The organism is Methanosarcina sp. Kolksee, from assembly GCF_000969945.1.
GTDB classification, from domain to species: domain Archaea; phylum Halobacteriota; class Methanosarcinia; order Methanosarcinales; family Methanosarcinaceae; genus Methanosarcina; species Methanosarcina vacuolata.
Map to the genome: position 1 here is coordinate 1,340,062 of NZ_CP009524.1, position 22,367 is coordinate 1,362,428.

Below are 22,367 nucleotides of genomic sequence, written 5' to 3' on the forward strand. Positions count from 1 at the left end.
TGATTTCCCGGAATGCAGTATTTGATCAGTATTTCTGTGATGATTTCCCCGGAATGCAGTATTTGACTATGATTTCTGTGATGGCTCCAGCGCTAAAATTTGAAGGATAAAAAGTACTGTTATTTGTATTTGGTTCAGATACGATCTATAATAAATGTGTTATTTTTGTTGCTTTTTCTGTATTGAATAAATTACGAAACACTCGGTTAAAAATGAAAAAATTTGTTGAAGCTTAATAAAGTTTAATGCAGTAAGAATAAATATCATTATACTAGATATTAATAATTCAATTAGTTCATCGAGATCCCCAGATAATAACATGTTCATAAATGAGGTTCTTTTTGAATTATTTGATACTTCTCTTTGTGTGAGCTTTAACGAGATATCAAATAGGGGAAATGATAATGGAAAGAAAAAGTTCCCAGAGTAGGGATCGGGGTTCCAGCAGAGAACGCAGCTATGGTAAAGGGCCACAGACGATGTACAAAGCCAAGTGCTCAGATTGTGGCGAAGAAACAGAGGTGCCTTTCAAGCCGGACCCTGATAGGCCGGTCTACTGCAGGGAGTGTTACGCAAAGCGCAAACCAAAAAGGTATTAATTTATTCGCATCAAGCCTTATGTTTTCATTTTGATTGATGATCATTAACTTGCTGAGGTTACACTTGCTGAGGTTACGATTCTTACTTCAGTTTTTATCTTTTTACTCTGCTTTATTTTTCTCTTTTCTCCTGTTTTCTTGTTTTCTTTGTTATGTCACTCTGAAAACACTATAAGCTTGTTTATATATTAAAATATAAATAAAATCTAAAAGTGACACAGCTCTATATTCTAAGAGTGTTATTTCAGTTCCTGTGTTTCGAGTTCTCTTTCTAACTGTGTTATATCAAGAGACACCCGAAAGAGAGCATCCCTTCCTACATCCCTTACATCAATTTCTACTGGTTGAGCTAATGTAGCTTTGATGGTTCTCCAATTTTCCCTGAAGACATCAACAATTTCCCATGGGCCGGCAGAACTATCTTTAACCTTATCTCGGGAAAGTTGTAAAAGCAGGTGTTTCTTTTCTGTCGGGGTGAGATTTTCGATTCCTTTTACCTCTAATTCACTTACAACCGCTTCACCCATTTTGGATCGAGCTGTCATTGGTTCTCTAGGCTCATCTTTTATCTCATTTGTTGCTTTTCTTCCCATAATTTGCCCCTTTCTTCCCGTCAATTTACCCTCTTCTCTGTTCCTAACCTGGTTGCTAAATCAATATTCCCAACCTGGTTGCTAAATCAATATTCCCAACCTGGTTGCTAATCAATAATTAAAATATAATTAGAGTATAATTAGAGTATAATTAGAGTATAATTAGAGTATAGGTCTGAAAGTTCTGGGGTCCAGGTAAATATTTTTCTGGCAGTAACTGCATCTTGTCTCAAGGTGCGTCCCCGCGAGAAGAGCTTTCTCTACCTCTTCCTGAGGTGAGATGTACTGCGTCATCTCCTCTCCGCAATAGGGGCACTTTATCTTTAGCCAGTCAAGCCTTGTCAGTTCTCTCAGGTTCTGTATTATTTTTCCCAGAGCATCCTCATAAGTTTCAGGAAAAAAGACAATGGGCTGGAGATGGTGTATCAGGATAGGTAATTCGACTCCCGACTCTACCAGTGGAATTATAAGTGGTTCGGCTCCGACTGCAAACCCAATTTCCTGATTTACTTCTGGAGACCCTGCACCTTTCTGTGTGAGAATCGGGATAAAACAATCTGATTGGCGAATACCAAAACGTATCCTTTCACCCCGGGAAAGAATTCTAGCTTTCCTGTACAGGGATGAAAAACTTTCCATCTCCACGGCCCATAAAGCTCTGGCAAGTTCCTGAGCAAGTGGTTCGTCCTGCTCGCAGTGAGCTACATAAATTTTCGAGATCATAGCTGCCGCACTTTACAGGAATTACTCTATTTTCTTTGGTTTCTTATCGTGTTCAATTTCCGGTTCCGGATGAGGTATCGGCTCAGGTGGAGGAACAGGTTCAGGCTCAGGTTCAGGTATCGGTTCAGGCTGGAAAGATGGTTCTTTGTCTTTTTCTGGCAAAATAAATCCCCCTTTATAATAATAACTTCTCCTCTATAAGTACTATAACTTTCAAGGAATTTACTTTCTAATTACTTTCTAAATAATTTGTTTAATATGAAAATGCTGCCATCTGCAAACACTTTTATTGGTCGTGCATATTATTCAAAGAATATCATGTTCGTTTTCTTAGGATGTTTCTTTGTTATTAATTCGCGCTGCCAACTTTTAAATTTGAAAGGTTTCAAATGAAAACTTAACTGGATTTCAATAGGATTTTTATGGTAGCCCTAACTATCAGATATAATCATTTTTAGCTTGGGTGTGATAATTGATATATTGCTGATGAGAAAAGTAGGAGCCCGATAGTGACAGAAAACAGCATACAACCTGAAAAATTCTCATTATATGCACGCCTGAGGGATTTAAATACCTCAGACTTTTACGACCTGGTAAGCACACTGCTGATTAAAAAACCAGAATTACATCAACTGGTCCTGGAATGGTTCAAAGAAAAACAGGAATCAATGCCGGAAACCATAACAGATGAAGACATAGTCTCCATAAATGATGGGCTATTGTTTGAATACTGGGAAGATGCCAGGAGCATCATCTCAGAATTTAACGAGCTTGGAGGCGGCCCAGAAGATGATGAAGAGGAGGCATTCGGTTATCTGGAGAATATTTCGGAATTGATTAAAGAAGGTGGCCTGTCAACTGCTGCAAAGCTTGAATTTTTAGACGAAGCCTTTGAGGAATACAATCTCAAAAATTCAGGTTTTGAAGATGGCTTGCTGGATATTTTTTTTGAGATCTGCCAGACAAAAGAAGAATGGGAATATCTAGTGAAAAAACTTGATGAACATCCTTCTGACTGGAGAAAAAAACAGATTATGAAAATCCAGAGAGAATACCTTCATGATGACTCAGCTTATCTGCAGGAGCGCATGCAAATCCTAAATTCTGGAATGGATTACTGGGACCTGGTTGAATATTATGTAGAAAAAGGGGATCAGGTTAAAGCCCTGGAAACTGCAGAAATGGGTATCCTGAAAGGGGAAGGCTGGGTTACTAAGTTATTTGAATTTCTGTGGGAATATTATTCCAAAAAAGGAGACACAGCTAACCTTGAACGACTTGTGCAGGCAGCATTATCCCGCAATACTGAACAGAAGAACATGCTGGACAGGTTATTTGAATATTACAGGTCAAAAGGAGCCTACGAGCAGGCAAAATCTGCACTGTTAAAGTCTTTTGAGTTTACCAGAAAGAAATACTATGAAGAGTACAAAAAGCAGAAAGAATTTCTGAAAGTACCTGATTGGAAATCTATTGAGCCTAAAATATTCAATAGGATCAAAGAAAAAGACTTTCACGATTATTTGCGAATATGTCTGGATAAGGGTATGAAAGAAACAGTTCTCAAATCAATTTTCAATCCTCCTAAAAACAGGTTCGGTTATTCATTTGAAGACAATTTTGATGAGTTTGCAGATAAATTGGCAAATGATTTTCCGGATAAAATCATCGAATATTACTGGCAAAAAGCCTATCAAAACATACCGAACGGGAATAGAAAAACATACAGTGTTGCAGCTAAATATCTTGGAAAGGCCAGAGATATCTATATCAATATCTTAAATAATGAAACCGGTTGGATAAAACGTTTTTCCGACCTGAAATCTGAATTTAAGAAGCGGCCCGCTTTTCTTGAAACCGTGAGCGGGTTATAAACCTTCTTTTTTTATTTCAGTTGAATACCCTGAGAGCTTGCTGCGGGGTTCCACAGCTCAACTCTGTTTTTTTCGGGGAAAGTTCAGTTGCTTAATAACTGTAGTTTTATCTCGACTGGTGTTTTCTCCCTGAAATCTTCGCATAACGCTCAGTTTTTAGGAAACTTTCTTCGAGTACATTCATCATCTATTTTTCCTTTCTACTCCACCGATTCCAACAACTTTAAAAGCAATGCCTATAATCAAAATGTGAATTTTCATGATGACAAATTGGGGTTTACAATTCCCGGTTTGTTCCTTATAAAAAGCCGGGATATTCTTCCGGCTTTTAATTTAGAAGCTTTACGAGAGATTAAAATGGAACTCGACGAAGTCATAATCACACGAGCAATTTTTGATGAGTACTCTAAAACTTTCCTCGACTACACGGAAGTTGATGTGGCACTTATTGGAGGAGGGCCTGCAAACCTGGTGGCTGCAAAGTATCTTGCAGAGGCCGGAGCAAAGGTTGCCATTTACGAACAAAAGTTATCGCTCGGAGGTGGCATGTGGGCTGGAGGCATGATGTTCCCACGTATCGTTTTACAGGAAGAAGCCTGCCGCATCCTTGACGACTTCGGGATCAGGTATAAAGAGTACCAGCCCGGGTACTATGTGGCGAATTCCGTAGAGTCCGTTGGGAAGCTGATTGCAGGTGCGACTTCAGCCGGGGCTGAGGTTTTCAACCTTGTAAGTTTTGAAGATGTCATGATCCGGGAAAACGATAGGGTTACCGGAATTGTCATCAACTGGGGACCTGTCACGGCACAGCGCCTGCATGTCGATCCTCTCATGATCCGAACAAAACTCGTAATTGACGGTACAGGGCATGAAGCGGTTGTATGTAATACAATTCTCAGGAAAATTCCCAATGCAAAAATCGGAAACCTCGGAAAGCTAGGAGAAAAACCTATGTGGTCAGAGGTTGGCGAGCGCCTGGCTGTTGACGCAACCAAGGAAATTTATCCGGGCCTAATCGTTGCGGGCATGGCTGCAAATGCCGCAACCTGCTCTCCAAGAATGGGCCCAGTTTTCGGAGGCATGCTTCTTTCGGGAGAAAAGGCTGCAAAACTTGCCCTTGAAAAGCTTAAGGAACTCTGATACTAATCCAGAAAGAACTTTTAGCTAAATTTTGTGCGTTTTGAGAGCCGGAAAACAGAAGATGTTCTTTTCCTGAGAAGGGTCTCCTGCCTTTTCCGGCAAAAACTTTATATAAAAAAACTCCTTCTATAGCTTGCTTCAATCTGAAGTACCAGACCCCTGTGGCCGGGGTAGGGTAGAGGTCCATCCTGTGGCCCTGTGGAGGCTACGACCCGAGTTCGATTCTCGGTCCCGGCCCTAATTATTTTTTAAATTTTCATTCTCTTATCTTTTAACAGATTATTTTGTTTCTGTGAAAGTGTTTTTTACTTTTTTATTCTCTTGAATAGATATCTTTCAACTGTTTTAACATCTGTAATTCACCTGTAACTTATATCTGACTGGACTGTATACTTTCGACTATCAAGCAAATGGAAACAAGAATTTACATGAAAACACTTATTATAGACGGTTATGTGGATGAACCTGCCTGTCTTGGGGTTCCTCCTTACCTTTCTCCTTATCCGCGTTATATAGCAGGCGCTCTCAGAGAACGCGGGATTGCCGAAAAGGACATTCATTACATTACCATTGACACCCTGCGAGAAAACCCACCTGGAGCAGGGGAACTTACAGGGAAAGCAGACCTTGTTATTATTATAGCAGGCACGACGGTGCCAGGCAAATATCTTCGGGCTTCCCCAATTACACTCGGGGAAATCGAGACAATTTTCCGGACAGCGCATGGGGTAAAAGTTATAGGCGGGCCTATCAGGCTCGGCTTCAGCGGCGAAGGCGGGAGGGCCGCAAAAGGTACTGAAAGCAGGATAAACTTTTCAGGTGCAGTGCTTGCCAGAATGGACCTTGAAGCTTTTGTCTATGATCTTTTTAAGGACGGCTTTACCGGAAGTTCTGCTGTGAAGCTCAGAAACCCTGAGGCTGTAGAGCAACGCTTCAGGACAACAGATGAAATCGGACGTTGGGGGCTCAGTGGTGCCTTTTTGATTCAGCAGCACCCTGATTATCCTTACTGCATGTGTGAGCTTGAGACCTACAGAGGTTGTGGCAGGCAAGTTCACTGTTCTTTCTGTACAGAGCCCTTTTATGGGGCTTCCGATTACCGGCCCATAGACGATGTAATTTCCGAAGCATCCGCTCTCTACTCCCACGGAGCCCGCTACTTCAGGATAGGTAGGCAGCCGGATCTTTTTTCCTATCATGGCAAGGACGTTGGGGGGCCTGTTCCAAAGCCTGATCCAGTCGCTATTGAAAGGCTCTATAGAGGAATCCGAAACTCGGCTCCAGAGCTGTCTGTGCTTCATATGGACAATGCAAACCCGATTACGCTTGCAACTTATCCTGAAGAATCTGAACAGATCCTGAAGACGATAATTAAATATCATACAGCAGGGGACGTGGCAGCTTTTGGGATGGAGAGTGCCGACAGGGCAGTAATTGAAGCCAATTCCCTTAAGGCAACCTCTGAAGAGGTCTTTGAGGCGATCAAACTTGTGAACAGGCTTGGGGCCGTTCGAGGAGTTAACGGGCTTCCCGAAATCCTTCCGGGCATCAATTTCGTGCATGGGCTGATGGGCGAGTCCAGGAAAACTTTCCAGCTCAATTACGATTTCCTGAAAGAAGTACTCGACTCGGGCCTGCTTCTGCGCAGGATCAATATCCGCCAGGTTATGGCTTTTCCAGGAACCCCAATGTACGGAAGAGACGAAGCTGCGAGGAAGCACAAGAAGCTCTTTCTGGACTACAAGGAACGGGTAAGGAAGAATATTGACCTCCCAATGTTGCGGCGTGTTGTGCCTGAAGGTACTGTGCTCAGGGATGTAATGTGTGAGGTTCGGGAAAAAGGAATTACTTTTGGGAGGCAGCTTGGCTCATACCCATTGCTGATTGGAATTCCTGCTTCTCTGCCTTTGAGGAAATTTACTGACGTTACGGTCACAGGACATGGAATGCGCTCGATTACTGGCATACCTTATCCTCTGCCTATTAACGCCGCTTCTCCCAATCTTATCCGGGAACTTCCCGGGCTTGGAAAGAAAGCTGCGGATTCAATAATTGCTGGAGTTCCCTATATTGACAGAGACGACTTTCTCAGGCGTGTGAGTGAAGGAGATAAATTGCTCCGGTTTATTGATATTTAATACTCCGTTGGATTCGAGTTATTAAATTTCAATACTTATAGGATCAGCCTACGTTTCTGGAGTTATCATTCATGCTACCTGATATCCATGCTACCTGATGTTGGATATAAAGATTCATTATGCTGGATACTGAAGATTCGCAGCATGTAGCATTATCGGGCTCAGGATTACCGGGATATCAGGTAGCTCTTTAAAGGGAGATGTTTTACATTCCGATTTTTTGAGATGTCTTTTGATCGTTCTTTTTGACAACACTTATTTATCCAATCGGGAATCATTTTTACTTGGGATTTCGAAGGGATTCTTTAAGGGGGATTTTGTTGAGCGAAAGCGCGGAAAATTTATATAGAGTAAAAATTGCTCTTCAGCTCAGTTTCATTGTCTGGGTCATGCTTGTGGTTTTCATATTCTATGCTACGTTTGAGACAACGATCAAAATGTACGGCACTTTTTTGTTGCTGTTTACGGTAGTTATCTTCACTCCTTTTCTGCCGGATGGGACAGGTTATGATGACGGCAAGCCTGAGTAACTTCAAGGTAAACCAGGTTTTCTCCTGTCAGCATAGCTGTCAGTACAGGTAGCTCTTAAAATTTTACTTTTTTATAAAAAATTCTCTTTATCGCCTCAGCCGTAATGATATAAAGTCCTATTATGGCTCCAAGAATTAAAATGACCTGTAAAGGTAGGGGTTTGAACCCAAAGGGGGCTGCAAAAGGCGTGAGTGGAAAGCAAAGAGTAAGGACTACAATGAGAATCGTGGCCACCAGTAGATATTTTCCTGGCCTGCTCTTGAAGAAAGGCTTTCTGCTTCGGATTACCAGCACTATCATTGATGCCGAAACAACGGATTCTATGAACCAGCCTGTTCTGAATTGTTCTATAATACCCGGTAGCAGGAGAAGCAGAGTACCGAAGGTCAGGTAATCGAAGACCGAACTGGTAAAGCCAAATACCATCATAAACCTGCGGATGAAATTTATGTCCCAGCGGTGTGGTTCTTCAATCAGTTCTTTATCAACGGTATCCGTGGCTATAGTCATTTCCGGAAAATCAGTCAATAAATTGGTTAGCAGGATCTGTGTGGGCAGCAAGGGAAGAAAGGGAAGGAAAAGGGATGCTCCTGCCATGCTGAACATATTCCCAAAGTTGGCGCTGGTAGCCATGAAAACATACTTCAGGGTGTTGGCAAAGGTTTTTCTTCCGCCTTTGACGCCTTCTACAAGTGCATCCAGGTTTTTTTCCATCAGCACAATTTGTGCAGCTTCTTTAGCGACATCTGCGGCGCTGTCAACTGAAATTCCTACATCGGCTGCATGAAGAGCAGACGCGTCATTAATACCGTCTCCCAGATATCCGACAACGTTCCCTCTCTTCTTGAGTGCAAGGATAATACGTTCTTTCTGGTTTGGCTCTACTTCAGCAAAGATATCAATGTCATTTACTTTTCCTATAAGGGCCTCGCTTGTCATCTGGTAAATTTCGCTTCCGGTTAGAATTCTTGAGGCTTTAAACCCTACCTCCTTGCCAATACTGGCAGCCACAAGCCTGTTATCCCCGGTAATTATTTTCAGAGAAATTCCAAGTTGCTCCATGTTTTCTATCGTTTTTGCAATGTCTGGTTTCAATGGGTCAAAAAACAAGAGAAATCCGATAAAGGTCATTCCTTTTTCCTGGTCTTTTTCGATTTTAGTCTGCTTGTCCATATCCCTGTATGCAACACCAAGTGTTCGAAACTCTTTTTCGCTGAACTCCTTATATTGTTGCTCTATTTTTTCCTTGACCTCTGATATTTCTACAATTTTTCCAGGCTCTACTTCTGCTAAGGTGCAGATCTCAAGAATATTTGAGAGCGCACCTTTTGTGATCATCAGGCTATTCCCGTTTTTTGAGACAAGGACGCTTAATCGCTTGCGTATGAAATCATAGGGGGCTTCATCCAGACTCTTATATTCTCCCACATCTAGTTTGTTATGTGCCAGGATTGCTCGGTCTATAGGGTTTTTAAAACCTTTCTGGTAATAGGCATTGAGACTGGCGTAAAAAAGGATTTTTTCACTCTGGTCTCCTTTCACATCCCGAATAGAATGAAGCTGAAGTTCTCCTTCGGTCAGAGTTCCGGTTTTGTCGGAACATAGTAGATTCATGCTGCCAAGATTTTCAATAGAGGCTAATCTCTTGACAATTACCTTATTTTCCGCCATCTCTCTTGCGCCGTGAGAAAGGTTAACGCTTATAATTGCAGGTAGAAGTTGAGGTGTAAGCCCGACTGCAAGCGCAAGGGAGAACAGAAAAGAATCCAGAATCGGGCGCTGAAGATAAACATTGATTGCAAAGATTGCAATGACCATCAACATGGTAACCTCCATCAGAAAATGGCCAAACTTTGCAACACCTCTTTCAAATTCCGTTTCAGGAGCACTGGTTCTTAACTCTTCTGATATTTTCCCAAACTCTGTTTTTTTCCCTGTAGCAACTGCCAGTGCTTTCCCACCTCCGCTTTCCACACTGGTTCCCATCCAGAGGGAGTTTTCACGCTTTGCAAGAGGAGTTTCTGCTTTCAGGGTTTTTGTTGATTTTTCCACCGGGTAAGTTTCTCCGGTGAGAGTAGCTTCATTGACAAAAAGCCCCTTTGATTCCAGAATCAGGCAATCTGCAGGAACGATATCGCCTGCACCGAAGATTATTACGTCTCCAGGTACTATTTGTTCGACAGGAATTTCCTTTCCTTCTCCATCTCTTAATACTGTTGACTTCACCTCGACTGAACTGAGCAGTTTTTCAAAGGCATCTGCAGCTCCTTTCTCCTGCCAGAAACCAAGCAAACTGCTGATCAGGATAATGGTTATAATAATTACAGTATCCGTAGCATCTCCAAGAAAGAAAGATAATCCTGCTGCAAAAAGCAAAATAAGAATAATTGGACTCTTAAACTGGGAAAGTAATATTTTAAGGGTATTTGAACTTTTTTTTGGTTTAAGGAGATTGGCACCATATTTTTTAAGGCGTTCACTACTTTCAGAGCTATTCAAGCCTTCGCAGGTTGTTTGGAGCCTCTGGAGCATTTCTGGCACAGGAACGCTCCAGAACTCAACGTTACGGCCTTGCGTCAACAGGATCTCTCCATCTCGCCTGTCTATCTTTTCTTAACCCTCCTTAACCCTCAGGAGTGTAGCCAGATCTTCTCCTTCCCTTCCGATAGTTGACAGGTCTTTCGAAATTTCCGATTTTTCAAGATATTTTTCTGTCCTCGTCCCACCTGGCTCTTCAATTTTGATAGTTATTTCCCCTTCAGTATATCCTTTTTCAAGGCATTCCGTTACCAGTCTTCCGTATATGGAAGCAATCAGTTTCAGACATTCAAAAACTCTGTTTTCTTCCATCACGTTTTTCCCGTCAAATGTGATATTAATGAGCTTCTTCGATCCCACAAATTCGGTGAAGAACCCTTTTAGCTTTGTTATGAACGAATCAACCGATTCCCTGTTTAAGGCGGCAGCCAGTTCCTGGTCCCGTGTTATCTCGTAGTCCCTGTATATAATCAGAAAAGCTTTCTCGTCCGAGGAGATTGTGAACTTATTTTCCGCATCCTTATCTTCAAGTACGGTTTTCAGGTTATTTTTCTCATACTTAATGTTCTTTATATAAAAGTCGGATACATCGATTTTTTTTACTTTTTCCTCTCTGGATAGGATTCCGCCCTTTGACCATATCGGCAAGGTCAGGTTTTGCAGGTCTTTTACCTTCAAGGTGTCCTGTGTAAAAAGAAGTTCAAACTCATACTGCAGGTTGTCAACAAAACCAACTTGCTTTCCATTCAGTGTTTTATCTTCTATGAAGGCATAATATTCATTTTGGGCTCCATATATGCTGTCTTCAAAAAAGGGGCTAAGAGCTGCGAGTATCCTTGTATCAAGCTGCTGTATTTCCATGAGGTCCAGTTTATTCTCGCTGTCAATCTCGGCAAGTTTTTCATTTTTCTTTGCCAGCGCCACGCTTGAGGAAGTCTCAAGAGTTTTCTCTTTTACCTCAAGAATCTCAGGTGAATCTACTCCGGCTGCGAGGGTCTCAATACATTCCCTCATTTCCTTCTCAAACAGATCTATTTCTTGAATCATTTTTTCGAAGACTGCACGCCTTTCTTGGTTTTCATTTTTTATCGTTATAGCTGATTTTTCCAGAGGTATGACTTCCTTTGAAATCGCTATAAAGTCCTGCATATCCTGAACAAAGTCTCTCTGAACTGAAAGTTCGGTAGAATTCTGGAAAGTATATCGAATTTTACAACCCCCGCTTTTTTCGCATAAAAAAATGTTTTTATTTAAATATGCGCTTTCCACATTTTAAGGTTATCAGCTTTGATTTCAATAAAGATAACGTGGTTTCTTTCTCTCAGGAGTTTCTTTGCTTCCCGCCTTGAAAAATCTCTAAAATGTCTTTTAAAACAAAAATTTTTAGTTTCTGAATCTTCTACCCCTTGTATTTTTATATTTTTCATACATTACTTTTTTAAGAACCAATATTTAATAATTTTGGAATGTGCTTCGAAAAATCGCAATCTTTTCACCATACATTCTAAAGAATTTTTATTAATATACATTAAATTCTTTTTTAACACTAATTAAATTTAATTATTCTATTCTGTCAGAAAGATTTATATTAGTTATCGTGTAATCTTAGCTATATTATCATCCTAAGATAATATACAAAGATGTGTGCCATACATTAAGATCAAAATATTGCAGTCGGTGGAAATTTAGCTCACAACAAATTTTCACCTTTCGCTAGCGGGCACATATATGATGTTCAGGGCTGTACAGTCAGCACTGATGCAAAAACAGGATTATCACTTCCCTGAGCAGCAAGAACAGAGAGGCTAATACTTGCCGCATCAGGACCAAATGTTACCCCACTTCTACCAAAAACGATTTCGGAGAAGCGTTGGGTTTCTTGTCAACCGAACAGATAATAATATCAATTTAATTATATAGAGGGGGTTGGGTTGAAAAATAGGGGTAAAATATAATTTATAGTTATCAAACAGTACTAATTTATTGACCTATTGAGCGTTCAACTATCTCAATATTAATATACTGTTTGTCGAGATCATTTAAATAGCTGGGATCTGCTATATCTTTCAACTCAAAAAGATTATTTATAAAGATCTATTCAATGTTTAAACTGGAAGAAAATTGGATATTTGCGGAATCTAGGTGTAAAATATGAAACAAAGATTAATACTATTTAGTGCGATGTTCATTATATTCCTTTTATCAGGAATAGGATGCGCATTTGCAGAACCAATACATTTTGATATAGGAAATGTGAGCGCTAATGTCACCTATAGCAAAACCAATGTTATACCGAGTGACGTTGTAAATATCACGGTCGATTTCAATAAATCCGTTGATCACGCCAATATATCGATCACTAATAATACTGGTTCATTTTTAAAGAATGACGACTCAATGACAAAACTGGGTGAGGAAGGTAAAACCTTCTGGTACAAATATACGATTCCAGCGGATGCGAGTATTATAATAAGTGATCCTTGGGGTGTAAATATATCTGCATATGATGAGGGTGACACGCTGTTGGGTGGTAAACCTTTGTCAGATCCTGATGCATTTGTGTTTGATCCTCAAGGAGATTATTTGAACATCAGTATTGGATATAACAAAACTGGTCCTTTTAGACCCGGAGATGTTGTAAACATCATCGCAAACTTCAGCAAGCCTGTTGATAATGCCACTATATCGATTAGTGACGGTTTATCCGGAGTTAGTAATGTAAACTTAGTAGGCACTGATTTTGTGACTGATGATCCGATGGATCAAATAGATGGTGACACCTTTGATTATGACTATCAGATTCCAGATGATGTAAGCGTTCCTCTGGATATAGACATATCTGCCTTTGACGAGTTAGGTAATCAGTTGGGAGATGAATCTTTTGATGATGGGTTTGACGTTAGTGACCCATACATAACGATAGTTAGCCCTACCTCCGAGTTTGCTGCCAAAAAGTGTGTCGCCTTTAACTTCACTGCATACGATTCATACGGTCAGTCTGGGAGTCAACTTACCTACGCTTTCTCTCTCGACGGCGCCCAAAAGAGTAGTGGGGTTATAACCTCTGGTGCATATAAAAAACTTGAGTTTGAACTCGCTGACGGTTATCACACCTGGGAAATTAGTACCAGAGACAGTTACGGAAACACACACACAACCGGGTCTCGTGCTCTGTATGTGGACACTAAATGTCCCAGTGTGACACTTATTTCTCCTCAGGATTGCTACAAAGAGGTAATAGGTGCTACTAAGTTCAACTTTACCTGTAAGGATGATTTAGCTGCTCAATATAATCTTGATCTGTCATACCAGCTGTATGTAGATGGACAACTTGCTGAGAATTTTTCTGCCTATTCCTGGGATGAATTTTCTGGGACTGCAAAGGCTGGCGAATCCATATCTAAGGAACTTGAACTTCCTGATGGCGTCCACAACTGGTCGGTTTCTGTTGAAGACGGAGCTGGAAACAAAGCTACAAGTGAAGTTCGGGACTTTTATGTGAGCCTTAACGGGCTTAGTGTCTCTCTCGTTTCTCCGGATGGAGGATACGTTTCCTCAAACCCGACATTTACCTTCACTGTTGCAGGACAGAATGGGGAGGGGGCAGGACTGCCTTTCAACTACAAGCTTCTCATTGATGGTAAGGAAGTAGATGCAAGTTGCGACCAGGAAGATGAGGACTTAAAATGCAGCACTGATGAAAATTGCAACTGTGGTGACTTCATTGTCGGTGAAGACAACTATTCAATAACAGCTTCAATAAAAGATGGAGTGAACAAAAACTGGACAGTAGTTATCACCGACTCTACAAGCAGCAGGACTTACCAGCCTGATGTGAAGTCTTTCTCAGTTGACAGTGTTGCTCCGGCTTGTGTTGCAAACCTGAATGTTGTAGATGCACTTGGTTTAACTTACTGGCAGTATGTGAATGATTATCCAGGGCTGATGGTTAGCTGGAATGCAAGCACTGATGCAGATCTTGCCGATATGCCATATGAGGTTTATATCAGCACATCTAAGCCAGGCTGTATTGAGGATATGCAGAAGGTAAACACAACCGGGTTAGAAACTCATACAGATGGGTCACAGACTCCAAACCAGAAATTAGAAAACTCAAGTGTTACGGATCTGTGCATTGAAGCAATCGACGGGAAAGACCTTATTTACGGCAAGGACTACTGGGTGGCTGTAATTGCTCGGGACAACGCAAGCAACTACAACTCTAATTTCTCAATGTGTGGGCCTATAAGGACATATGAAGATATGACTATCACGCTTGAGGAAGGCTGGAACCTGAAATCCGTGCCGAAGGCACTTGTTTCTTCGAAAGCCTGTACTGAAGATGTCTTTGGCAATGGCAGCACAGTCCTCTACTGGGACGGTTCATGCTGGCAGTTCCCTGAGACTATTGAGCCGTGCAAGGGTTACTGGGTCTACACTGAAAAGTCTCGCGTGACCAATGTCCAGTTCAAGGGAATGTCATCTAGTACTGACCCTGGTGTGCCTGCTTCTCTTGAGCTCACTCCTGGATGGCACATGATAGGGCATACCTCTTCGTATTATGCACCCTGGTCCACAACTTTGTCTTCGCTCAATGACTTTGAGCTTCTTGGAGACTACAGGTTCTCCAACCTAATGACTTATGGTTCCAGTGAGGGTTGGGGCGGCATAATTCCTAGCATGACAGATAGCCTACTTGGAAATGGATCTACGTCTATTCAATACCTGAGTAGCACTGATCCAAGACCAGTTGGAGCACTTCAAACCGATGGCTGTATGGTACCCGGACAGGGTTACTGGATCTTCATGAAGGATGCAGGTACCTACGCATCCATCGAAAACTCGTACAAACCGGAGATGTCCGACTATTCGAGTATGGAGTAAGTGCAATTACTGAAACAGTTGACTGTTCAGCCTGTTCAGGCTGAATAGCTCTTTTTCTTTTTGTTGTTCACATATAACTGGAGGTCTACAATGAATCAAAAATTAAAAAATGGACTTTTAGGAACATCCATGCTACTGTTTTTTTTCCTGGCTTTCTCCCAGGGTTGTATGGCAGCTGAGGACGTCCCTCCATCCCCCCCGATACTTCCGATGACAGTAATAGGAGTTGCTCTCATTGACGGTACGCCTGCTCCCGACGGGACTATTGTTGCAGCTTATCTTAATGAAAAGGAGTATCTAGCAGATACTTCCTCCGGAAATTACTCCCTATTTATTCCTGGTACTGCTGAAGATGAAGGAAAAACGATTACTTTTAAGGTGAACGGAAAGGATGCTGCAAGCAGTGTTGCCTGGAAATCTGGAGTTATAGTTACCCTTGAGCTGCCTGATGGTAAGGCAGTATATTCCGAGACTACTACTGTAAGTAACTCAGGTAGTAATTCAGATAGCAATTCAGATGGCAATTCAAATAGCAATTCAAATAGTAACTCAAATAGCAATTCAAATAGCAATTCAAATTTAAAAACAGATTCAGAACCTTTGACAGATAATGAAGAACAGATAATTTCCACAGAGGATTCCAAAGCTGATGCCGTTGAAAGTTCAGTCCTTGAGCGGGACATGACGGCTTCGGAAGGTTCAAGCGAAAATTCCGAGGCTAAAGAGGCAGCAGGATCTTCCAAAAGTTCTCTTAAATCCGAAAGTGCTCCAGGTTTCTTTATTGTCTATGCGGTTGTAGGCATACTTCTGCTTGTTTTCGGGTCCGATTTCGGGAGGGGATCTAGAAGGAATCGCTGAAGGACTTTTTCAAAAAAAAGTCTACATGATTAACGGTAAAATTTCAAGGTGACATGATGACGATCAAGGACAAACATTTAAGAGTTTTATTATGCCTGGTTATTCTGATACTGGGCATGTCCCTTGTTCCGGCCGCATCTGCCAGTTCTTCTTCTACTATTCCTTCTCTCCCCAACGCGTTTGAAGGAAGTTTGAAAGGAGATGCTGCACAAGCGGGTCCCGGACTCGTAATCTCTGCATATATAGATTCAAAGCTTGTTGGCTCGTACACTCTTACAAAGGTTGGACAGTACAAGGTGTCAGCTAATGGTACCGAGCAAGATAACGGAAAAGCGATAACCTTCAAGCTGGGAGGTATTGCATCCGAGCCTGTTTCCGTAACTTATGAACACGGAGCTAATCCAGTTAAACTTGACCTTGCATTTTATGGAGACTTTATACCTCCTGAAATACAGGCTTTATCTGCATCCCCAAAATACATCCTGAATGACGGAGAAGATTTCTCTACTGTCACGGCAAAGGTTGTAGACTACTCTGGAATCAAATCAGTGACGATCGACCTCACCAGTATAGAACAGGGCGTGGTTTCATTAAACTCAGAGGGTGGAGATCAGTATACCTGTAATGTAGTCAGTACTGTACCAGGCGAGTTCAAATTCAAATTCACGGCTTCGAATCCATCAGGAAACAGTGTTGTAGATACAGACAGCATTTCCATAATTGTGCTGAATGAAAGTCAACTCACAACAACGTTTGGAGGTTCTGATGGGGTTTTCTCTCCTGAGGAAATTGAGGCTCTTGTAAACAATAACGACGTATCTAGCGGGATCAAATATGCAGTTCTGGGTGCGTATTTTGCTGATGGGTGGGATCGGATATGAAACGGCCTGAGTTAAAATTTGTTGTTATACTGCTCCTGGCCCTGACTTTGTTTACTGTCCCGGCTTCTGCAGGCAGTGCAGAAAGGACTTTCCCTTCCTCGGTTAGTCCCAATCAGGAATTCAAGGTAACAGTCAATGTATCGGACTACGGTGCTGCCGGACAGGTACTTGAAAAGCTTCCTGCTGATTTCACATTTGTTAGTTCTACCCTGCCGGAAAGAGCTGTAACTAAAAATGGCAGCGAAGTTTCCTTCCTGCTCATGACTGAAAAGAGTTTCAGCTACACTCTGAAAGCTCCAGCAACAACCGGTACGTACAAAATTGTGGGAATTTTAAGAGATATCAACAAAGCTGAGTTTTCTGTCCTTCCTGCCGACTGTTCCATCACTGTCAGTGGTAGCAGCTCAGGTGGCGGTTCAAGTGGCGGTTCAAGTGGCAGCTCAGGTGGCGGAGGCGGTGGAGGCGGTTCTGCTGAGCCTCAGAGTAATGTTGCGGCCAAAGAACTATCTAAAAAATCTGTCAACGCTGGGGAACGTGTTAGGTTCGAGTTCACACAGGGTGTAACCTGTATAAGGTATGTGGAGTTTGATGCCAAAAAGAGTTTGGGAAAAGTAACTACTATAGTCGAAATGTTGAAAGGCCAGTCCAAGTTGGTTTCGGGCCTGCCAGAAGGTACGATCTATAAGAACGTGAACATCTGGGTAGGTTCTGGAGGAATTGCAAACTCCAATAACATTGCAAACGCAGTTGTCGGCTTCAGAGTTGAAAAGTCCTGGCTCGAGAAATGCGGAGCTGACGAAACTTCTGTAGCTCTCTGGAACTACAACAAAGCCTGGAGCAAACTTGAAACCGCAAAAGTTGGTGAAGACAGTACCTATGTCTTCTTCGAGTCCAAAACTCCGGGTTTCGGACCCTTCACAATTGTAGTACCCGATAAGAGCATAGAACTGGAACCTGATGACCAAGTAAATGCAACCACTCCCACCACAGAAAATGTTGATACGAACCCTGCAGCTAACGAGAAAAAACCTTCCGGCTGGAGATCTATCCCGGGCTTTGAGTCTGCAGTATCTGTGGGAGTCCTTGGTGCTGTGTACTATATCATAAGAAGAAAGTAAAGATAGAGTACTGAATCTCAAAATATATTTCAATTTAAAGCAGCCTTCAAAGCTGCTTATATTTCTTTTTTAAAACAACCGTTGCGCCGGTTGATCACGCCGATAGGGTTCGGGGAGAAGATTCTTCAAATTCAAACGTGAATCGTTTTCAATCAAACTTTTTCTAACAAAGTTTGCAGGCAAGCTTTTTTGGAAGGCTTGTGATCACGCCCGCTGGTAATCCTCTACGAAATTTGGATAAATAGTCCCATGAAGGAGTTAAAAATCAGTTTATCTTTGCCATAATTCAGCCCTCTTGAGCGAACAAAGTGAGCGAAAAGGGCACCGTCCTCCCGAGACGGAACTCGGGTGACGGAACTCGGGTGACGGAACTCGGGTGACGGAACTCGGGTGACGGAACTCGGGTGACGGAACTCGGGCAATACATCAGCCGGGATTCGAACCCGGGTTCGAGCGTTGGCAACGCCCGGTGATGACCGCTACACTACTGATGTTCTAAGTTTACAGGATACCCTGCCGGCTTTATACTATATTTTTTCTAACTAATTAAGTTGATCCTTAGGAGATTTTCGGGGGATGTGTTTTATATCACCTATATCCGAGGGACAGAGTATATATTTTCGTTTTTCTCTTTAAAGAGATCTTTTTAGTTTATTTTCTTTTGCAGTGATAATGAAATGGAACTAATCTGACGGGTTTCCATATAGAACCCTCGATTAAAATATGTGGAGTTTCTAAATTAGATTATTCCCGAAAACCAAATAGCAGTTTGTCTCAAGACTCGACCCGTTTCTACAATTGGATAATTGGAATTGTTGACTTTAAATTCAGATCGAAAATTATTCTGAATTTCACGTATGTATTTGCCTTGAAGTATAGCACATTATCCTATTTGTAGAATCAAATGTAGTTTTTAGACAGCTTGATAGTAATATTTTTAAACGTTAACTTTTATTAAATTTATGGTGTTTGACAGTTGGTCGATCAGGAGAAAATTCACAATAGATGTCTAAGCAATGATCCAGAGGCGCGTATATATGCGTTTGAGGAATTGAATAATTTCTTTTCTTTCATGCCAGATAAGCAACAGGCATGGAATGATTTACTTAGACTAACCGGCGATAAAGATCATGATGTTAGATCTAGTGCTTTTAGAGCTCTTTATTCTGCATTTTTTGATATACCAGATAAGCAACAGGCATGGAATGATTTACTTAGACTAATCAATGATAAAGATCATGATGTTAGATCTAGTGCTTCCAGAGTTCTTGATTATGTATTTATTCAAGTGCCAGATAAGCAGCAGGCGTGGAATGATTTATTTAGACTAGCTAAAGATAAAGACTGGCTAGTGAGGTCTAATGCTGCCGAAGTTCTTGGTTCTGCGTTTTCTCAAGTGCCAGATAAACAACAGGCATGGAATGATTTACATAGACTGATCAATGATGAAAACATTTTTGTGAGGATAAGTGCTACCTTAGCTCTTGAATCTGCATTTTCTCAAATGCCAGATAAACAACAGGCGTTGAATAATTTACTTAGATTGATCAATGATAAAGACCATGAAGTTAGGTCTAGTGCTGCCTATGCTCTTGGTTCTGCGTTTTCCCATTTTTCAGATAAGCGACAGGCATGGAATGATTTACTTAAACTGACCAATGATCAAAACAGTTATGTGAGATCTTCCTCAAATCATTCTCTTGGAAGAGTTTCAATATTCATGGCTTCCCAGGCAGAAACAGAGGAAAATTACAAAAAAGAATTAGAAGAGGCAATAAAATTTTTCGAAATTGCAACAAAGGAAGTATCTTATAATAACCCTGCTAAATTTTGTCTCCTTTTTTATCGTTCATTCTATACGATAATTTCCAAAAGACAGGAAGCTAAAGAAGAAGTGAACAAATATCTGGAAGAAGCTAAAGCTGCAATTGAAGATTCTGAGGGCAAAAAACAGCTTTTTGAAGCTGTTCAATACCTCGCAGAAGCATTAAAAGAAGTCCAGAATATGGGAGATCTAGACTTGTCTGAAATGAAAGATGAGCTTAGTTTCTACAGCAAATATTGTGATTACGCCGCAGAACTGATGAGTCGCACTGACGAAAAAGCACCGTTTGCGACAGAAGTTTTGAGAAAGGCTGCTAATTCCAGTACATATATTCTCAAATAAACACATAATAAGAAAATAATTGCAGCTTATGGCGTAAATATTATTTTAAAGTCACATGGAATTCTGTAATACGGAAAACGCAGCCGGTCGCAGAGTGATTTTATCTGGATATTTACAACCACGGAATACGCGGAAAGCACGGAAGAACCACGCCTTAACTACTTATTTCCGTATCTTCCGTGCTTTCAGTAGTTTTCAAAAAATTCATTTCTGACATACTTTGGAATTATTTCTGACATACTTTGGAATGATACAGTAGTTGGCATTTTTTGTTGAAATCTCATTTTGATTACAAACCACGGAGATTGGCACAGATAAATGTAGATGGATTATCTACGTGCATATGTTTTTATTGCAGTTTCAGTTGAAATGTAAGTTTTCTACAGAGCCATAATACTATAAGTTTTTATGTCATGAATGCAAGTTTAAATAGTGATATGAAAAACAGCTTCAAACAGAAATCATCGATTCCTAATAAATATTTAATTTTGATTGCAGGCATCGTTTGGATGTTTGCTGGAACAATGGTAATAGAGACTGGATTACCATATTTTATAAATCAAGGGAGATATATTTTTAGTGTTTTTTTAGCTGCTTCGGTATTTTCAGTATTTTATTTTTTCATTTTCTCTAAATTAGTTGAGAAGCACACGACTCGAATAAGTAAAGATAATCGAAAGAAAATGTTTGTTCTGGAATTTTTTGATAAAAAGTCATACCTGATTATGGTAGTAATGATATTAGGTGGAATTATTATTCGGAAATTTAGTCTTTTGCCAGCTTTTGACATAGGATTCTTTTATGTTGGGATTGGTTTGGCACTGTTCTCATGTGGCATGAAGTTTGTGTATAAATTTACGACTTCGTCTTTTTGATTGAATAACCTGGAAGAACTATCTACCCTATCTTCCGACTTTTTAGGCGCATATATTCTTTTCCGTATCTCTGTGAGGTCAGATGATTGCTATTTATAAATTCCTTGCATATGATGTGCTTAAGTCTAAGCACATGTATCGATATCATGCGACATTTATGTGCTTAAAAATGCGCAACTTTGATTTTAACTCCATTATATTTCGCAAAAATTTCATTGGCACTTAATACCATTGATACAATATCCCTGAACTCAGGTTCTGGAATGAAGAAATCGGGCACATGGCAAGCCCCATAGCCCTATTAACATCCTGAATATAATATAAAGAATTAAAAAAGGTTACAGCGGGAAGAATAAAATTCTAAATTGAAAATTGAATTCCCAGTCTGGCTTTAAACTTCCAGCCCTTCTTCTTTAAGGAAATGGTCAATCAGCTTCCTTGCAATGCTTATTTTCCCAGGCAACCCAGGCAGGTTTTCAACCGAAAACCATCCGGCATCTTCGATCTCAAATCCATCGGGCTGGATATCCCCTGAATCGTACTCCGCAGTAAACCCGATCATAAGAGAATTCGGAAACGGCCAGGCCTGTGTTCCAAAATAATTGATATTTTTGACCTCAATTCCCACTTCTTCCCTTGTTTCCCTGACTACCGCAGCTTCGGCTGATTCTCCTGGTTCAACAAAACCGGCTATCAAACCGTACAGGCCTGGCATAAAATTCGGTGACCTTGCCATTAAAACCTCATGACCTTTTCGGATAAGTACAATAACGGCAGGCGAGATTCTCGGGTAGAAAAGCTCCCCGCAGTCAGGGCATTCCTTTCCTCTTTCGCCGGGTTTTTGCGCGGTCTTTGCCCCGCATCGGCTGCAATACTGATTTGTTCTATCCCACTCCATAATCTGGACGGCTTTATTCACAAGTGCAAAGCACTTTTCACTCATTTCCGTATACGCCTGTCTGAGGTCTGCGAATTTCATTCCCTCAGGTGCCTGTGCATCTTCAGGCAATTCCACGGAATAGCAGTGAGTTCCCTCAAGTGTTCCAAGATACTGTTCCCGGGTTCCTGGAAGCCCGAGCTCTCCAAAGTCCAGCATTTTTGGAATTGCTCCTGGATTTTTATTAAGCTTGAGGAGAACCTCGCGGCCCCGGAAAATAAACCAGAGCGCTTTTTCCGTCCTGTCAACTGGCGGCTCGATGCCTATGATAAATTCCGGGAAGAATTCCGGGCAAATGGGATTTTCCCTGTCTACTGGGGTCATAATGTACATACTTATTGTTTTTGTTCTATATATGGTTACAGGAATATTTTATTTCAGGAGCAATTTGATTTCAGGACATCTAATTTAAAACCACTTATTATTTCCGTTTTTTTCGGCTACAAGTGTTTCGTTTACTCCAGTTTGTAAAAAAGAACCAGAAGAATAAATCCATGCACAAAATCCAGAC

Annotated in this window: 18 protein-coding genes and 2 tRNA genes; 12 read left to right on the plus strand and 8 right to left on the minus strand. The window is 41.1% G+C overall.

Going from position 1 to position 22,367, the window contains the following annotated elements:
- Positions 1-404: 404 nt before the first annotated feature.
- The gene (locus MSKOL_RS05690; protein ID WP_048119218.1) at positions 405-599 is read left to right on the plus strand and encodes a CxxC-x17-CxxC domain-containing protein; all 195 of its coding nucleotides are present in this window, start codon (positions 405-407) and stop codon (positions 597-599) included.
- A gap of 239 nt (positions 600-838) precedes the next feature.
- Here MSKOL_RS05690 and MSKOL_RS05695 read toward each other — a convergent pair whose 3' ends face one another.
- The 3 genes from MSKOL_RS05695 to MSKOL_RS19835 form a co-directional block, all read right to left on the minus strand.
- The gene (locus MSKOL_RS05695; protein ID WP_048154265.1) at positions 839-1,192 is read right to left on the minus strand and encodes a hypothetical protein; all 354 of its coding nucleotides are present in this window, start codon (positions 1,190-1,192) and stop codon (positions 839-841) included.
- Positions 1,193-1,354: 162 nt separating this feature from the next.
- Entirely contained in the window at positions 1,355-1,915 is a 561-nt protein-coding gene (locus MSKOL_RS05700) for a toll/interleukin-1 receptor domain-containing protein (RefSeq protein ID WP_048154268.1), read from the minus strand.
- Between the two features lie 21 nt (positions 1,916-1,936).
- Positions 1,937-2,077, minus strand: coding sequence for a hypothetical protein (locus tag MSKOL_RS19835; RefSeq protein ID WP_155400473.1), 141 nt, complete (start codon positions 2,075-2,077; stop codon positions 1,937-1,939).
- A gap of 347 nt (positions 2,078-2,424) precedes the next feature.
- On the opposite strand from MSKOL_RS19835, the gene MSKOL_RS05705 reads away from it, so the two are divergent.
- The 5 genes from MSKOL_RS05705 to MSKOL_RS05730 all read left to right on the plus strand — a co-directional run bounded on the left by MSKOL_RS05705 (position 2,425) and on the right by MSKOL_RS05730 (position 7,597).
- Positions 2,425-3,789, plus strand: a complete 1,365-nt coding sequence (locus tag MSKOL_RS05705; protein ID WP_048154272.1) for a hypothetical protein — start codon at positions 2,425-2,427, stop codon at positions 3,787-3,789.
- Positions 3,790-4,146: 357 nt separating this feature from the next.
- Positions 4,147-4,929 carry a sulfide-dependent adenosine diphosphate thiazole synthase gene (locus tag MSKOL_RS05710; protein ID WP_048158173.1) on the plus strand — a complete coding sequence of 261 codons (783 nt, stop codon included), beginning with the start codon at positions 4,147-4,149 and terminating at the stop codon, positions 4,927-4,929.
- A 164-nt stretch (positions 4,930-5,093) separates the two neighbouring features.
- Positions 5,094-5,166, plus strand: a tRNA-His gene (locus tag MSKOL_RS05720).
- A 173-nt stretch (positions 5,167-5,339) separates the two neighbouring features.
- Entirely contained in the window at positions 5,340-7,067 is a 1,728-nt protein-coding gene (locus MSKOL_RS05725; protein WP_231592468.1) for a radical SAM protein, read from the plus strand.
- Positions 7,068-7,387: 320 nt separating this feature from the next.
- Positions 7,388-7,597: a hypothetical protein gene (locus tag MSKOL_RS05730; protein ID WP_231592469.1), complete on the plus strand. Its 210-nt coding sequence runs from the start codon at positions 7,388-7,390 to the stop codon at positions 7,595-7,597.
- A gap of 55 nt (positions 7,598-7,652) precedes the next feature.
- On the opposite strand, the gene mgtA is transcribed toward MSKOL_RS05730, so the two are convergent.
- From mgtA to MSKOL_RS19840, 3 genes are all read right to left on the minus strand, one after another.
- Positions 7,653-10,178 (minus strand): magnesium-translocating P-type ATPase, encoded by a 2,526-nt coding sequence (gene mgtA, locus MSKOL_RS05735; RefSeq protein ID WP_048119238.1) that lies wholly within the window; start codon positions 10,176-10,178, stop codon positions 7,653-7,655.
- 33 nt (positions 10,179-10,211) lie between these two features.
- On the minus strand, positions 10,212-11,285 hold the full coding sequence (locus tag MSKOL_RS05740; protein ID WP_197078877.1) for a hypothetical protein: 1,074 nt from the start codon (positions 11,283-11,285) through the stop codon (positions 10,212-10,214).
- A 101-nt stretch (positions 11,286-11,386) separates the two neighbouring features.
- Positions 11,387-11,563 carry a hypothetical protein gene (locus tag MSKOL_RS19840; protein ID WP_156150977.1) on the minus strand — a complete coding sequence of 59 codons (177 nt, stop codon included), beginning with the start codon at positions 11,561-11,563 and terminating at the stop codon, positions 11,387-11,389.
- Positions 11,564-12,317: 754 nt separating this feature from the next.
- On the opposite strand from MSKOL_RS19840, the gene MSKOL_RS05745 reads away from it, so the two are divergent.
- The 4 genes from MSKOL_RS05745 to MSKOL_RS05760 all read left to right on the plus strand — a co-directional run bounded on the left by MSKOL_RS05745 (position 12,318) and on the right by MSKOL_RS05760 (position 17,877).
- Positions 12,318-15,020, plus strand: a complete 2,703-nt coding sequence (locus tag MSKOL_RS05745; RefSeq protein ID WP_052725353.1) for a hypothetical protein — start codon at positions 12,318-12,320, stop codon at positions 15,018-15,020.
- A 90-nt stretch (positions 15,021-15,110) separates the two neighbouring features.
- The gene (locus tag MSKOL_RS05750; RefSeq protein ID WP_052725354.1) at positions 15,111-15,878 is read left to right on the plus strand and encodes a hypothetical protein; all 768 of its coding nucleotides are present in this window, start codon (positions 15,111-15,113) and stop codon (positions 15,876-15,878) included.
- 53 nt (positions 15,879-15,931) lie between these two features.
- Entirely contained in the window at positions 15,932-16,759 is an 828-nt protein-coding gene (locus tag MSKOL_RS05755) for a hypothetical protein (protein WP_231592471.1), read from the plus strand.
- Positions 16,756-17,877, plus strand: a complete 1,122-nt coding sequence (locus tag MSKOL_RS05760; protein ID WP_048154287.1) for a PGF-pre-PGF domain-containing protein — start codon at positions 16,756-16,758, stop codon at positions 17,875-17,877. Before MSKOL_RS05755 ends, MSKOL_RS05760 begins: the two co-directional genes overlap by 4 nt.
- A 422-nt stretch (positions 17,878-18,299) precedes the next feature.
- On the opposite strand, the gene MSKOL_RS05765 is transcribed toward MSKOL_RS05760, so the two are convergent.
- A tRNA-Gly gene (locus MSKOL_RS05765) sits at positions 18,300-18,371 on the minus strand.
- Positions 18,372-18,853: 482 nt separating this feature from the next.
- Between MSKOL_RS05765 and MSKOL_RS05770 the strand changes: the two genes are divergently transcribed.
- Complete coding sequence (locus MSKOL_RS05770; RefSeq protein WP_052725355.1) at positions 18,854-20,044, plus strand: HEAT repeat domain-containing protein; 1,191 nt, start codon at positions 18,854-18,856, stop codon at positions 20,042-20,044.
- A 413-nt stretch (positions 20,045-20,457) separates the two neighbouring features.
- Positions 20,458-20,919 (plus strand): hypothetical protein, encoded by a 462-nt coding sequence (locus tag MSKOL_RS05775; protein ID WP_052725356.1) that lies wholly within the window; start codon positions 20,458-20,460, stop codon positions 20,917-20,919.
- Between the two features lie 391 nt (positions 20,920-21,310).
- Here MSKOL_RS05775 and nudC read toward each other — a convergent pair whose 3' ends face one another.
- On the minus strand, positions 21,311-22,180 hold the full coding sequence (nudC, locus tag MSKOL_RS05780) for an NAD(+) diphosphatase (protein WP_048158177.1): 870 nt from the start codon (positions 22,178-22,180) through the stop codon (positions 21,311-21,313).
- Positions 22,181-22,367 lie beyond the last annotated feature (187 nt).